A 13764-nucleotide genomic window follows, 5' to 3' on the forward strand; every position below is an offset into this window, starting at 1 on the left:
CTATGAATACAGTAAGTGCTAAAAACCTAAAGCTAGGAGGTTTGTACGTCCAATCTCCTCAAGGAGAGCAAGTAATTTTTCCGCTCAAGCACACAGAAGTTCTAGCAAAAATTGCAGGTAATCTGTCACGAGTTGATGTCATCCAAAGCTTTGAAAATCCCTTCAAACAGCCTTTAGAAGCAGTCTATATATTTCCGTTACCCGATGAGGCGGCGGTGGATGACATGGAAATCAAAATAGGCGATCGCATCATCAAAGGTAATATTAAAAAACGTGAAGAAGCACAACAAATATATGAAAAAGCCAAACAAGAAGGACGCACCGCCGGACTTCTAGAACAAGAACGAGACAACATCTTCACCCAATCTCTGGCTAACATCAAACCTGGCGAACAAATTGATGTCACAATTCGTTACACCGAAAGTTTAAAATTTGAGGCGGGAAACTACGAATTTGTTTTCCCGATGGTGGTGGGGCCAAGATATATTCCAGGAACGCCGATAGATGGTAGCGGTGATACAGATCAAGTTCCTGATGCTTCTCGCATTACACCACCTGTAGTCTTAGAAGGAACGCGATCGCGTCACAATATTAATGTCACAGTAGAAATTGATGCGGGTTTGCCAATTTCTGAAGTGCGTTCTCCTTCCCATCAATTAAAAATTGAACACTCAGGTCAAATTGTGCGGATTCAATTAGCTGGAGAAGATACAATTCCCAACAAAGATTTAATTCTCCGTTATCAAGTTTCTGGTCAAGAAACTCAATCTACAGTATTAACCCAAACCGACGATCGCGGCGGACATTTTGTCATATATCTGATTCCAGCTTTGGAATATTCCCCTGATGAAATTGTCCCCAAAGATGTTGTATTTTTGGTGGATACTTCCGGTTCACAATCTGGCGATCCGTTATGGAAGTGTCAGGAATTGATGCGGCGATTTATCAATGGGTTAAATCCCAACGATACTTTCACAATTATCGATTTTTCCAATAGAGTCAGACAGTTATCAAAAAAACCTCTACCGAATACAGCAGAAAATCGTACCAAAGCGATCGCTTACATTAACAATTTACAAGCTGATAATAGTACAGAAATGCTCAGTGGCATTCGTACAGCTATAAATTTCCCTACACCAGTCGGAAGATTACGCAGCGTTGTACTCTTAACCGATGGCTATATCGGCAATGAAAATGAGATTTTGGCAGAGGTACAACAGCATCTCCAAGTGGGAAATCGCCTTTACAGTTTTGGTGTTGGTAGTTCAGTTAACCGTTTCTTACTAAATCGCATCGCCGAAATTGGCCGGGGAATATCCCAAATTATTCGTCATGATGAACCCACAGAAGAAGTTGCCGAAAAGTTTTACAGGCAAATTAACAACCCCGTACTCACAAATATTCAAATCTCTTGGCACGGTGACAGAGAATCGCCTGTGATTTACCCAGCCATAGCGCCTGATTTATTCAGCGAACAACCATTAGTGTTGTTTGGTCGGAAGCAGGATAGAGTTGGGGGTAATCTGCAAATCTCCGGCATTGCTGCGGGCGGTAAGCACTACGAAAAAACGTTTAACCTTAAATTTAAAGAAACAGGAAATATTGCTGTAGCGCAGTTATGGGGACGCGCTTGCATCAAAGATTTGATGAATCAAATGGTAAGTTTTGAGACTAAAGCTGGTGTAGAAGCGGTTACAGAAACAGCCTTAACTTATCAACTGCTTTCTCAATACACCGCTTTTGTGGCTGTCAGCGATGACGTGCGGGTTGAACCAGGAAGCGAATATCTGTCTATGCAAGTGCCAGTGGAAATGCCAGAAGCAGTTAGTTACCAAGGAGTGTTTGGCAATGCTCCTGCTGGTGGTTTTGCGGATCAAATGGAATTCTTAACCTTATCAGCACCAGCTTCCGCAGAAGCTCCAGATTTTCTTCGGCAAAAGCGATCGCCACCATCTCCAGTAGCGAAAGAAGTTGAGATGTCTTTGAGCTTTGATTTCGAGGAGATGGAACAAGATGAAATATTAGACGCAGCCATCAACCATCAGTTAGAGGTCATCAGCGTCACAGGCTTGGATGAAGCAGAAATTGCTGACCTAACCCAACACCTGCAACAACTAAACTTTCCTTCCGGCTTCAGTGGTGAAATCGTCTTTGAGTTCACCGTTAACAAAGGTCGGGTAGAACGGGTAGTTTTGGATGAGGAAACCTCCACCCTAAAAGATCCAGTTGTAGTGGAGAAAATTAAGCGATCGCTCTTACTTTGGAGAGTTCCCCCATCTACAACTGGCAAAGTTATCTTAACCTTGCATCTTCACGCTTAATCTCTAGAGACCGTAAATTTACGGTCTCTATGAATTATTTAGGTGTTTTAATCTGACGTGCCATGTCTAGATAAGCACTCATATTCGCTCCTGGACGACGACGACCATTAGAACTAGTAGCCGAGGGAGCAAGATATTTTGGTGCAAAGGTAGTTTCTTTTGGCTCCTCTTTGAGTACTTTGGCGGCTGCGGCTTTTTCTTTTTTGCCCGGTTCAACTTTCAGACCTTCAGCAGTCTGGACTAGTTGAACGTCCGCTGGTTTGGGATTTTTAGCTGATTTTTCCTTAGCCTTAGTTTTAGCAGCGGCAGTTTTTGTTCCATTCAATGAATCTGGTTTAGATGGAGTTGGTGCTTCTGATGAAATTGTCTCTGCTACTTTCTTAGCGTTCGATGCAACTGTCGATGTAACTGTCTCTGCTACTTTCTTTGCGTTCGATGCTACCTCTTTTGCAGCATCTTTGGCTTCGTCCAATTCTAAGAAGTAGCCGTTGCTTTTCTTCTTCCCCGGTAGCAATCCAGTAATAAAGCCCAGAATCCCGCCAAGGAAACCCTGAATACCTGAAATTAACTTTTTGATAAAATCCATTACAATTACTCCTGCCTTTTACCTTTTATATTTTGAACTCGACCGTAATTGTTAAAAATTACGACAAAATGTTACATTATCTATTTGGCGTCACCCCGTTCTGGTGACAACCCTTATAGGTTTGTGCTTAATTAACATTGTAGTAAAACCACAGGGCAAATGTTCTATTGCAAGCATTTGCAACCTGCACACACCGAGAACTAATTATTAAATTTTACTGTAGCTAAGAGCAAGATTCTGAAAGCAAGCTTTACAATAATTAACATTTCTTTGTTTGGTAAACACCCAATTAAAGTTAAATAAGCAGTTTGCTCCATCCAGTAGGAAGAGTGTCATAGCCTATTGGCAAACGAACGGATTAATTTGTAAAACTTTATACAAATTATCTTTGGAAGCATTTTAGTTTTGTTTGCAACAATAACTTTTTAGGACTTACGCAAACTCTACGAACTCTTGGTATTTTTCTCTTCTCTACGAGACGCTAAGAGCGAACGAGACGCTTCTCTTTCAGAGACGCGAAGGCGTCTTCTCTGCGAGACGCTGCGCGTTCACGTAGTGTCTCGCAGAGAAGGCGGTTCGATATATTAAGCTTTTTGGCTATTTTTGCGTAAGTCCAGCTTTTAAAGAATCCGAAAAACAATAGCTTCAGTTTGTAGAGCAGTATGTGTCTACAAAAGTGAAATACACCTCTGAATCTTAGTTAGATTTTGTAAATGAACATTGAACATCAACAACGCAATCCCGTTTTGTTAATACACGGCATTGACGACACAGAAGCAGTTTTCCATAAAATGGCGGCTCAATTAAGACTACAGGGTTGGTCTGTATATTCCCTGAATCTGGTTCCTAATAATGGCGATGTGGGTCTTGATGAATTGGCAAAACAAGTAGCCGATTATGTTACAGCCACCTTTGCACCAGAACAACGCCTAGATTTAATCGGCTTTAGCATGGGAGGAATTGTCAGCCGTTACTATGTTCAGCGATTGGGAGGAATTAACCGCGTGCAGCGGTTTATTACCATCTCTTCGCCCCATTATGGAACTGTGGTTGCTTATGGTTCTAGGCGTCCTGGTTGTCTACAAATGCGCCCCGACAGCATTTTTCTGAAAGATTTAAATTCTGATGCTGTAATGTTGGGGCAGATAGATTTTACGTCTATCTGGACACCTTATGATTTAATGATTGTCCCAGCAAATAGTTCACAAATGCCCGTAGGAACCCAAGTAATAGTACCAGTTACTCTACACCCTTGGATGCTGACAGACCCCAGGAGTTTAAGAGTAGTTACAACAGCTTTAGCAAAACCTATTAAGCTACCCTTGCTGAATAAAAAATCCAGTCATTAACCAGGATTCTTGTTAGGCTTGCATTACTTGATTTTTAATTTTTAATTTTTTAAGTCCTATCGCCAATTTGCGTATGTTCGTAACTCCCAAAAATCGCCTCTGGATGACGATAATACTTGAACTCCATGAGATTATAAAAGGGATCTTCTAAAAAGAAAGTGCGATGCTCAAGAGGAGAACCAACAAAACGATTTTTGGTTTCTTCACGAAAAAGTAGCTGTTGTTGTTGTGCCCTTTGTAGTAAGTCTTGCCAGTCACGTTCTTGGGTAAAAATTAGCCCAAAATGTCTGGGATAGATAGTTTGTTGCGGTGCCAAAGGTTCTTTTGTGACATGAGCCACTAATTGATGACCGTAGAGATTGAGTATCAGAGCATGGTGGTTTTCACGACCAGGAATGCAGCCCAAACCATCTACATAATATGCTTTTGTTTGGGCAATGTCAGTTACAGGGAAAGCTAGATGGAATAAAGTTTGGCTCATAGCTTATATGAAAAGGGCTAGTAATTTATGCTATCTACAATTTATGCTATTAAGTTTTGATTGTGGTTAATTTGAACACAGTTTTTATTGACATTAACTTATATTATTTATCCTTATTACTAATATTGGGGACTGAGTAATACTCAGCCACTGTACTCTGCGGCTACGGAGAAGAGTCTACCTAACTCAAAAGAAGCTTTACATTTTGTTTAGTCATTGCAGCGTATATCTAAGAGGTTGTTTTAAGAGTGTTTGGCTGTGATTTTAATCACATTTTTACCTTAATCCCCCCTTGGAAAAGCGGGAGACAAAATAATCCAGTTCCCTCCTATTAACAAGGAGAGGGTTAGGGTGGGGTAAACAAATATTTGATACACTACTACAGACTTTTCAAACATCCTCTAAGACATCATTGATGGTTTGACACTCAGCTTTCAAAGTGATGCTTACGCAATTTAGTTAATAATACAAACATATTATTTTACCTAGAGAGGTTGCAAAAATAAAGCACTAAGCATCACAAATTCGTTATTCTGTTGATATTCAGACAAAATTACTCATGATTAATTGCTGATGTCATCCACAATAGATTCTGTAAATCCCTGGTTAGTAGCAGTAGTATTAAACACAATTTTATTGGGTTTAGCTTGGATTGCTCCGAAAAAGCTACTTACCCCTGCTGGATTATTCCACGCCTGGTTCCTGGCCATTTTAATTTGGGTAACTCTAGGCTGGCCAGGATATGTAGTAATAATGTTCTATTTTTTGGTTGGTTCGGGCGTTACCCGCATCGGGATGGCGCAGAAGGAGGCAGAAGGAATTGCTGAAAAGCGTTCTGGGGCAAGAGGCCCAGAAAATGTCTGGGGTTCGGCTTTAACTGGGGCACTTTGTGCCTTGGGAGTAGGAATAATAAATTCAGGATTCCTCGTATCTACTTCCCAGTCGCTAATCCCCAATACTTCGGCAATGCTCAGTACAAGTCCCCAGTCCTTATTATTGTTAGCCTATGTAGCGAGTTTCAGTACAAAGCTGGCTGATACCACTGCCAGTGAAGTCGGTAAAGCTTATGGTAAAAGCACCTTTTTGATTACCACACTCCAACCAGTGCCTCGTGGTACAGAAGGAGCAGTAAGCTTAGAAGGAACTTTAGCTGGGATTGTGGCTTCTGTAGCGATCGCATTTGTGGGTTGGGGAGTTGGTTTAATCGATCTATTAGGAGTCGCTTGGTGTGTGCTGGCAGCATTTATTGCCACCAACTTAGAAAGTGTAATTGGCGCAACATTGCAATCCAAGTATACTTGGCTGACCAATGAAGTAGTAAATATTTTTAATACATTAATCGGTGCGATCGCATCTGTACTACTTGCTTGGATATGGATAAGTTTCATTAACTAGACCGGAAAGAAATAATTACTCTATTTAAGTGGGGCGTTGGTAGAAAATAACCAATCTGCCTTACTACTGCGTTACTAATGATATTTTCAATCCTGTTTTGTCCCCGTTAGACTGTAAAAGTGATCGTGGCAAATTATTTTATTTACTAGCTATATGATTTTTTGACCATTTAGATGTAATTAGTTCACGGAATCTTTATCATATTTATTCATCAATAACCAGATTATTTCTATATGATTTAATAAAAAAGTCCTATAAGTGATTAACCATTTTCACATAATTAGTTCATGGAATCTTTATCATTTTTGACAATTAATGACCAAATAATTTCTATTGAGCAAGCAGTAAAGTACCTGCAAGCCTGTGGAAAATTGGGACAGTTCATTGGGGATATTCTCCGGCAGTACGTAATTGAGGAAGAAATCCGAACACGAGATGATATTGAAATTGGCACTGCAATAACTGAACAGTCAATTATTGACTTTAGACTAAAAAATCAACTCACTGACCCACAAAGTTTTCAAGAATGGTTAAAGACAAATAACACAGATTACGCTACTTTTCACACATCGGTTGCTTTTGGTTACAAGTTAGAAAAGCTGAAAGCTGTAGTGACACAAACAAAACTTCCAGAATATTTTATTGAGCGCAAGATTTTCTTGGATCGAATAGTACTTTCCCGGATTGTTGTTGATAATCGAGAATTGGCAGACGAACTCCACACCCAAATTGAAGAAGGAGGTAGTTTTGAGCAACTAGCTAAAGAGTATTCACTTTCAGATGACCGAATTGTGAATGGCATGATGGGAATCGTCAGCCGAGGCAGTATGCCGGATATATTACGGGCAGCTATTGATGTGGCCAGTCCTGGACAATTGATAGGACCAATAGAAATCGTTGGCAAAGACTCTCTCCAAGGAGAAGGGCCTTATGGTTTGTTTCGAGTAGAACAATTTCTACCAGCGTCTTTAGAAGATACTCAACTACAGCAAGCACTACAAAATGAGTTGTTTGAAAAATGGCTAGCAGAGAAAATTCAAAAACTGACAGTCAAGTTACAAGTGAGTTAAAAATTCTGGATAATGAATCTTTACGATTAAAAGTGCTAGCTTCTTTGCCTTGGAATCAGCCACCGCTATGCTGGCTGACTCCCGAACAACAATCCCGATTGGAAAATGAGTGCCAAACCCGCCAGTATCGTCTTGGAGAAAAAATCTGGTCAAACGATGTCGGTGGCTATCAATTTTTAATTGTGGCTGGGAAAGTCCGTTTGCGAGAAGAGGGGATTGGCAAACCAATAGCCGCCCTAGATGCAGGGGATTGGTTTGGCGACTTCCAAAAGCTGTCTGCGGATTTTAAAGCTGTAGCTGCTAGTAAAGAAGTGATAGTAGTTTGTTGGGATACTGCCCTGTGGGCAGAATTTTCTCACCCACAAATTCAGGAGTTTTGGCAAGCCTTACCAGTAGAGATGGAGGGACAAAGGGAGACATTTTCCTTCTCTAGTACTCCTTCAATCACATCAGCCTCAGACGGCACTTCCAGCCCCCACAGCCTCCAACCCCAAAGAGGACTTCCAGCCGCCAATCTAATCGCTGCAATTTATCCGTTTGTTGCCAGCTGGAACACCGCTGCTGCCTGTTTAACAATGGTGGCGCAACAGTTAGAAAATTCTGTGCAATTGGAATGGGTGCAGCGCCAACTCAGAGGACAACGCCCAAAACAGGTTGTGGAAGCAGCAGAAAAGTTAGGGTTAGTGTTACGGCGGTTACAAGTGAGTTGGGGTGAGTTGCGACAGTTGTCATTTCCAGCTTTATTGCTGTGGAATTCTGACTCACCCCAGAGTCCATCCTGGGTGGTAGCTTATGGAGTTAAGGGCGATCGCTTAATTATCGCTAACCCTCTAAATCCCGAACGGACTTGTGAAAGCGTGCCACAGTCCATAGTTGAGGCGTCTTGGGATGGACAATTGTGGCAAGTAGAACTAATATCCCAGCAAGAAAAATTTAACCTCAGTTGGTTTACCCCAGCAGTTTGGAAGTATAAGGGATTGCTCACAGAAGTATTGTTAGCATCTTTTACCTTGCAGCTTTTGGGATTAACAACACCGCTAATTACCCAAGTCGTCATTGATAAAGTGATGGTGCAGGGGAGTTTGCCGACTCTTGATGTGATGGCGATCGCACTTTTATGCGTAGCCATATTTGAGTCAGTACTTGGCATTCTGCGGCTATTTATCTTTACCCATACAGCTCGTCGTCTGGATTTGAGTTTATCAGCGCAGCTATTTCGCCATTTGATGCGTCTGCCTTTGGCTTATTTTGAGTCGCGCCGCGTCGGAGACACAGTAGCAAGAGTCCAGGAACTCGAACAAATTCGTCAGTTTCTCACAGGTACAGCATTAACTGTGATTCTGGATAGCATCTTTGCTGTGGTTTACCTAGCATTGATGTTTTACTATAACGTCCCACTTACCTTTGTGGCCTTAGCAGTACTGCCACTATTTGCCACATTAACGATAGTTGCAACACCAATTCTGCGTAACTGGCTCAACGAAACTTTTAACCGGAGTGCCGATAGTCAATCGTTTCTAGTCGAGACAATCACAGCAATTCACTCCGTTAAAGCTCATGCAGCAGAACCAGTAACCCGCGATCGCTGGGAAGGTTTATTTGCCCGCTTCATTCGCACAGGTTTTAAAGCCTCTACCACCTCCAATATCAGCAGCAACATTGGTGACTTTCTCACTAATTTGTCCACCATGCTGATTCTCTGGTTTGGTGCCAAGTTAGTCATAGAACAAAAGCTCACAATTGGACAGCTAGTTGCATTTCAAATGCTGTCTGGTAGAGTCACAGGCCCGCTTTTGCGCTTAGTACAGTTGTGGCAAAACCTTCAACAAGTGTTACTTTCTGTCGATCGCATTGGTGATATTCTCAACGTCTCCCCAGAAGCTGAACTGGGAACTGGCCTAGTTTTACCACCCCTGAAAGGACAAGTCACCTTCGAGCAAGTATTTTTCCGCTACCGGCCGAACTTTGAAGCAATTCTGCGAGGAATCTCTTTCAGTGCTGAACCAGGGCAGTTTGTTGGTATTGTCGGACGTAGCGGTTCTGGGAAAAGTACCCTATCTAAGCTATTGCAACGCCTCTATCAAATTGAATCAGGACGCATCCTGATTGATGGTTTTGATATAAAAAGTGCCGATTTAGCCTCACTGCGGCAACAAGTTAGTGTAGTTCTCCAAGAAGACTTTTTATTTAACGGTTCTATTTTGGAAAATATCACTCTCGGTAGTCCTGACATTACCGCAGAGCAAGTAGTAGAGGCGGCAAGATTAGCCGTGGCTCACGACTTCATTAGTCAATTACCCTACGGTTATGAAACCAATGTTGGCGAACGCGGTACAGCTTTATCTGGTGGACAGAGACAACGTATTGCTCTGGCAAGGTTATTTCTTTCCCAAGCGCCGATTTTAGTTTTGGATGAAGCTACTAGTGCCTTGGATAGTGAAACTGAACAACAAGTGCTGCAAAACCTGCAAAAAATTTCCGCCAACCGTACCGTGTTCCTGATTGCTCACCGCTTTGCTCCCCTTAAACGTGCCGACTTGATTTTGGTATTGGAGCAAGGTGTGATTGCCGAACGTGGTACTCACTCACAGTTGTTGCAACAAAAGGGTTTGTATTGGTCACTATATCAACGGCAGCAAGCAAACATTTAATAGATTTAACGAACTCAAAGCTTGTGGCTACATAAAAGATAAATCTTTGCAAAGCGGCTTCAGCATAGCCTTTGGCGAATGGAGTTATACTCCATTCGCCATTTTTATTTTGCTAATTTCAATAATTAAGGGTTGCTAAGTCTGGGTGGTGTAAATACTTTTGTAGCTAGCGATCGCAGTAGTTATGAGAGTAATAAAAGGAGCCATAACATCCTAGTATCATTTTTGCATTAGTCTCCATTAATACACCTCAAATATTTAATATTTACTCGATAAAGTTACTCTTAATAAAAACCATAATTATCATAATTTTTTTGGTAATAAAATTAGCATTTTGTTATTAGATTTCATAGTAATTATTGAGAATGAAGTTTGATTCACACATTGAAATCTTTTTATTGTAAAGGTTTCAAGACTTCAAACTATCAAAAAACGGTTGCTATCTTTGAGAAAAGTTTTATGCACATTGATGATGCTAATAACAATATATTGTCAAAAAAACAGCTAAATACCACTTCAATCTCCTCATTAGATAGCTTTAATACAAAAGATAACTACAGCCTCAACTTCAGTAGACGTAGTAGCTATAACTCAGTCGATGCTGATGTGCAGTTGCTAAATAACGATGAATCTGAAAATAGCAATAACGCTACTAATAATGCTTTTAGCGCTCAAAATTATAATTCCACTAATGGCTATGGCTTGATTAATGGAGCAGCAGCAGTGGCTAGAGCTATTGGTCAAAATACCTTTGCTGATGTTCCCGATCTTGGTGGCAATAATTGGGGAGCAGACCTGGTTAAAGCACCAGAAGTTTGGGCACAGGGATACACAGGTAAAGGCGTTGTTGTCGCTGTTGTGGATACTGGAGTTGACTATAACCACGAAGATTTAACAAATAATATTTGGACGAATACCAAGGAAATTGCGGGTAACGGTATAGATGATGATGGTAATGGCTATATTGATGATAATTACGGCTGGAACTTCGCCGATCAAAACAACAACACCCTAGATGACAACGGTCATGGTACTCATGTTTCCGGCACGATCGCAGGAGAAAATAATAACTATGGTGTCACTGGTATTGCTTACGATGCCAAGATTATGCCTGTCAAAGCTTTAGATAGCTCTGGCTCTGGTTCTTATAGTTCCATATCCAAAGGTATTCGCTACGCTGTCGATAATGGAGCTAATGTGATTAACCTGAGTTTAGGAGGCGGATCTTCCAATCGCACTTTACAGTCAGCCATTGACTATGCCAGCAGCAAAGGAGTGATTGTCGTCATGGCAGCAGGTAATGATGGTGACTCATCACCAGATTATCCCGCCCGCTATGCATCCAAGTCGGGAATTGCTGTTGGAGCAGTAGATAAGAATAATAATTTGGCCGACTTCTCTAACCGCTCTGGAACGAATCCAATCGCTTACGTCACAGCTCCAGGAGTCAAGGTTTATTCATCAGTTCCGAATAATCAGTATGCAACTTATAGCGGCACATCTATGGCTGCTCCCCACGTTGCTGGTATCGTTGCCCTGATGCTTAGTGCTAACTCCAGCCTGACTGATGCCCAAGTACGTCAGATTGTCACAGAAACCGCAGGGAATAGTACACAAACTACAAACTCTAGTTTGAAGATTTCTAATGTCAGTTCTCTAGCGAGTCAAGTAATTGCAGAAACCGCAGGAAATAGTACACAAACTACAAACTCTAGTTTGAAGATTTCTAATGTCAGTTCTTTAGCGAGTCAAGTAATTGCAGAAACCGCAGGAAATAGTACACAAACTACAAACTCTAGTTTGAAGATTTCTAATGTCAGTTCTCTAGCGAGTCAAGTAATTGCAGAAACCGCAGGAAATAACACACAAACTACAAACTCTAGTTTTAATAGTTCCAATTTTGGCTCTCTAATCGGTCAGGGAATTATAGAAACCACAAGATATCTAACACCAGAAAATATCAATAGTTTTAATAATTCCAATTTTGGTTCACTAATGGGTCAGGCAATTACAGAATCCACAAGATATCTAACACCAGAGACGATCGCTAGTTGGAATAATTCTGATTTTAGCCCTGTGATTGGTCAGGCAATTACAGAAACCACAAAATATCTGATATCAGCCGAAGGTAATAGCATATCAACAAATCCAGAATTATGGTCGCAATTTCAAAACTATGAGAAGATTCTGGGTAGCATCAATGTGAATAGTAATCAGGATGAGAATAATCCAGATTTTGTCAAACTACTAGAGGGAATGCAAAAACAAATAGACCAGTATAGAAAATTTTTGGGTATAGCTTGAAAATTATAGCGATTTGCAGTTAAGTTCAATACTGCTCGTCTGTCGTGAATAAATGTAGGGGTTTAACAATGCTAAACCCTTACTTGTGGCTAATCTAACAGACTTTCCTACCTAACGGAAAATGCCTCATTGAAACGCCGTGTCACAGGTTCAGTGATGAATGTCAAAATTGACTTTTTACGAGTGACAATTTCACCTGTAGCAGCCATCCCTGGTGTAAATTCTACTTCTTGACCTCGAACATTTACCGCGTGTTTATTTAGCTTAATTCTCGTCGGAAAAACTAAACCCAATTCTTTATCAGCAATTGCATTTGGACTGACTTGCATAACTTCGCCATCCACAATGCCAAATTCTTGGAAGGGAAAAGTCGCCATTTTGACTTTTGCCTTCATTCCTTGACGAATAAACCCAATATCGCGGTTGAGAACTTTCACCTCTAGAAGCATTTCTTCCCCTTCCGGCAAAATTGACAGCAATTCTTCACCCGATTGAACTGGCCCCTTGGTGGCTTTGACTTTATAAATTGTACCGGCTACGGGAGCCTCAATCGTTTCTAAAGCTTGTTGCTTCCTCGCCTGCTCTAATTGACCTTGAACAGTTGTTAGTTCTTCTTTACGCTTATTAAACTGCGTCAAAATTTCGCTTTGGCGTTCTGATGCCACACGCTGGGCCTGACTGCGTGCAGCGTTGTAAGCTTGTTCTGCTTGGCGAATTTCTTGGACTTGAGCAGCAATATCTTTTTCTAATGATGTGACTTTATCTTGAGCCTCTGTAATTCTATTCTGGGCGTTGATGACTTCATCTTGCGCTCTGGTGATTTCTGTCTTTGCACGAGTTAATTTTTCTTGGGCATCCAGGTAATCGACACGAGGCACAGCGCCAGGAGTAATTAGAGTACGTAGGCTTTTTTCCCTTTCTTGAGCAAGGGCTAAATTACTTTCAATTTTAATTCGGATGCTATCTGCATTGACAAGGTTGGTTTGAGCATTCCCAAAGCTGCTTTTAGCATTAACTAAGTTATCTTGCAACCTGCTCAAGCGGACTTTAGCTTGATCGATAAGTGCTATTTGGCGATTTGCTTCTGCTTCCGCCGCTGCTTGACGAGCTTGGAAGTCTTGCAGGCGGGAGCTTAAAAGTTCATCTTGCACTTTCGTCCCAGTAGTTTTGCCTCCAACACGTTCTGCATCCAAACGCTGTAAATCGTCCTGAATTAATCTAGTAGATTTAGCTAGGCGGGAAACATCGGTTATTTGCAAGTCTGGATCTTTTTGAATCAGAATTTGACCTTTAGTGACGCGATCGCCTTCTTGCACTTTAACAGCGACAATTGATCCTCCACCCAAAGATGTCACCGGTCTTACCTGTGTGGAAGCAATTAATTCGCCCGGTGCTGTTGCTACTTCATCTATTTGCGAGAAGTACGCCCAAGCGATCGCCCCAAATACGATGGCGGTCATCGTTCCCGCTAATAATCTCGTGTAGAGGGGCGGCAATTCCTGTACTGCTTTCCCTAATTCATAAGTAAGTTGTTCCTCCGGTTGGGCGAATCGCTCTTTTGTCTGACGTGCTTGAGCAGCATTTGCAGCTAGAGAAGATTTCATTTG

Annotated in this window: 9 protein-coding genes; 6 read left to right on the top strand and 3 right to left on the bottom strand. The window is 41.4% G+C overall.

Features of this window, described 5'->3' with window-relative positions:
- Nucleotides 1-2 precede the first annotated feature (2 nt).
- Nucleotides 3-2321: a VIT domain-containing protein gene (locus tag V7K44_RS23520; protein ID WP_334934893.1), complete on the top strand. Its 2319-nt coding sequence runs from the start codon at nucleotides 3-5 to the stop codon at nucleotides 2319-2321.
- 34 nt (nucleotides 2322-2355) lie between these two features.
- Here the strand turns inward: V7K44_RS23520 and V7K44_RS23525 are convergent, their stop codons facing one another.
- Nucleotides 2356-2907 (bottom strand): hypothetical protein, encoded by a 552-nt coding sequence (locus V7K44_RS23525; protein WP_334934895.1) that lies wholly within the window; start codon nucleotides 2905-2907, stop codon nucleotides 2356-2358.
- Nucleotides 2908-3620: 713 nt separating this feature from the next.
- Between V7K44_RS23525 and V7K44_RS23530 the strand changes: the two genes are divergently transcribed.
- Nucleotides 3621-4256 carry an esterase/lipase family protein gene (locus V7K44_RS23530; protein ID WP_334934897.1) on the top strand — a complete coding sequence of 212 codons (636 nt, stop codon included), beginning with the start codon at nucleotides 3621-3623 and terminating at the stop codon, nucleotides 4254-4256.
- A gap of 49 nt (nucleotides 4257-4305) precedes the next feature.
- Here the strand turns inward: V7K44_RS23530 and V7K44_RS23535 are convergent, their stop codons facing one another.
- A complete protein-coding gene (locus V7K44_RS23535) occupies nucleotides 4306-4737 on the bottom strand; it encodes a VOC family protein (RefSeq protein ID WP_334934900.1) in 432 nt (143 codons plus the stop codon).
- A 573-nt stretch (nucleotides 4738-5310) separates the two neighbouring features.
- On the opposite strand from V7K44_RS23535, the gene V7K44_RS23540 reads away from it, so the two are divergent.
- The 4 genes from V7K44_RS23540 to V7K44_RS23555 all read left to right on the top strand — a co-directional run bounded on the left by V7K44_RS23540 (nucleotide 5311) and on the right by V7K44_RS23555 (nucleotide 12157).
- On the top strand, nucleotides 5311-6132 hold the full coding sequence (locus V7K44_RS23540; protein WP_334934902.1) for a DUF92 domain-containing protein: 822 nt from the start codon (nucleotides 5311-5313) through the stop codon (nucleotides 6130-6132).
- A 287-nt stretch (nucleotides 6133-6419) separates the two neighbouring features.
- Entirely contained in the window at nucleotides 6420-7202 is a 783-nt protein-coding gene (locus V7K44_RS23545) for a peptidylprolyl isomerase (RefSeq protein WP_334934904.1), read from the top strand.
- Complete coding sequence (locus V7K44_RS23550) at nucleotides 7151-9853, top strand: type I secretion system permease/ATPase (RefSeq protein ID WP_334934906.1); 2703 nt, start codon at nucleotides 7151-7153, stop codon at nucleotides 9851-9853. Before V7K44_RS23545 ends, V7K44_RS23550 begins: the two co-directional genes overlap by 52 nt.
- Before the next feature lie 459 nt (nucleotides 9854-10312).
- Nucleotides 10313-12157: a S8 family serine peptidase gene (locus V7K44_RS23555; protein ID WP_334934909.1), complete on the top strand. Its 1845-nt coding sequence runs from the start codon at nucleotides 10313-10315 to the stop codon at nucleotides 12155-12157.
- Nucleotides 12158-12264: 107 nt separating this feature from the next.
- On the opposite strand, the gene V7K44_RS23560 is transcribed toward V7K44_RS23555, so the two are convergent.
- Complete coding sequence (locus tag V7K44_RS23560; RefSeq protein ID WP_334934911.1) at nucleotides 12265-13761, bottom strand: HlyD family efflux transporter periplasmic adaptor subunit; 1497 nt, start codon at nucleotides 13759-13761, stop codon at nucleotides 12265-12267.
- Nucleotides 13762-13764 lie beyond the last annotated feature (3 nt).

Source organism: Nostoc sp., from assembly GCF_036917235.1.
GTDB lineage: Bacteria > Cyanobacteriota > Cyanobacteriia > Cyanobacteriales > Nostocaceae > Nostoc.

Excerpts from the sequence above, each read along its gene's own strand:
- V7K44_RS23540 (WP_334934902.1), top strand. The coding sequence starts at position 5,311 with ATGTCATCCACAATAGATTCTGTAAATCCCTGGTTAGTAGCAGTAGTA.
- V7K44_RS23555 (WP_334934909.1), top strand. The coding sequence starts at position 10,313 with ATGCACATTGATGATGCTAATAACAATATATTGTCAAAAAAACAGCTA.
- V7K44_RS23550 (WP_334934906.1), top strand. The coding sequence starts at position 7,151 with ATGGCTAGCAGAGAAAATTCAAAAACTGACAGTCAAGTTACAAGTGAG.
- V7K44_RS23535 (WP_334934900.1), bottom strand. The coding sequence starts at position 4,737 with ATGAGCCAAACTTTATTCCATCTAGCTTTCCCTGTAACTGACATTGCC.
- V7K44_RS23520 (WP_334934893.1), top strand. The coding sequence starts at position 3 with ATGAATACAGTAAGTGCTAAAAACCTAAAGCTAGGAGGTTTGTACGTC.
- V7K44_RS23530 (WP_334934897.1), top strand. The coding sequence starts at position 3,621 with ATGAACATTGAACATCAACAACGCAATCCCGTTTTGTTAATACACGGC.
- V7K44_RS23560 (WP_334934911.1), bottom strand. The coding sequence starts at position 13,761 with ATGAAATCTTCTCTAGCTGCAAATGCTGCTCAAGCACGTCAGACAAAA.
- V7K44_RS23525 (WP_334934895.1), bottom strand. The coding sequence starts at position 2,907 with ATGGATTTTATCAAAAAGTTAATTTCAGGTATTCAGGGTTTCCTTGGC.
- V7K44_RS23545 (WP_334934904.1), top strand. The coding sequence starts at position 6,420 with ATGGAATCTTTATCATTTTTGACAATTAATGACCAAATAATTTCTATT.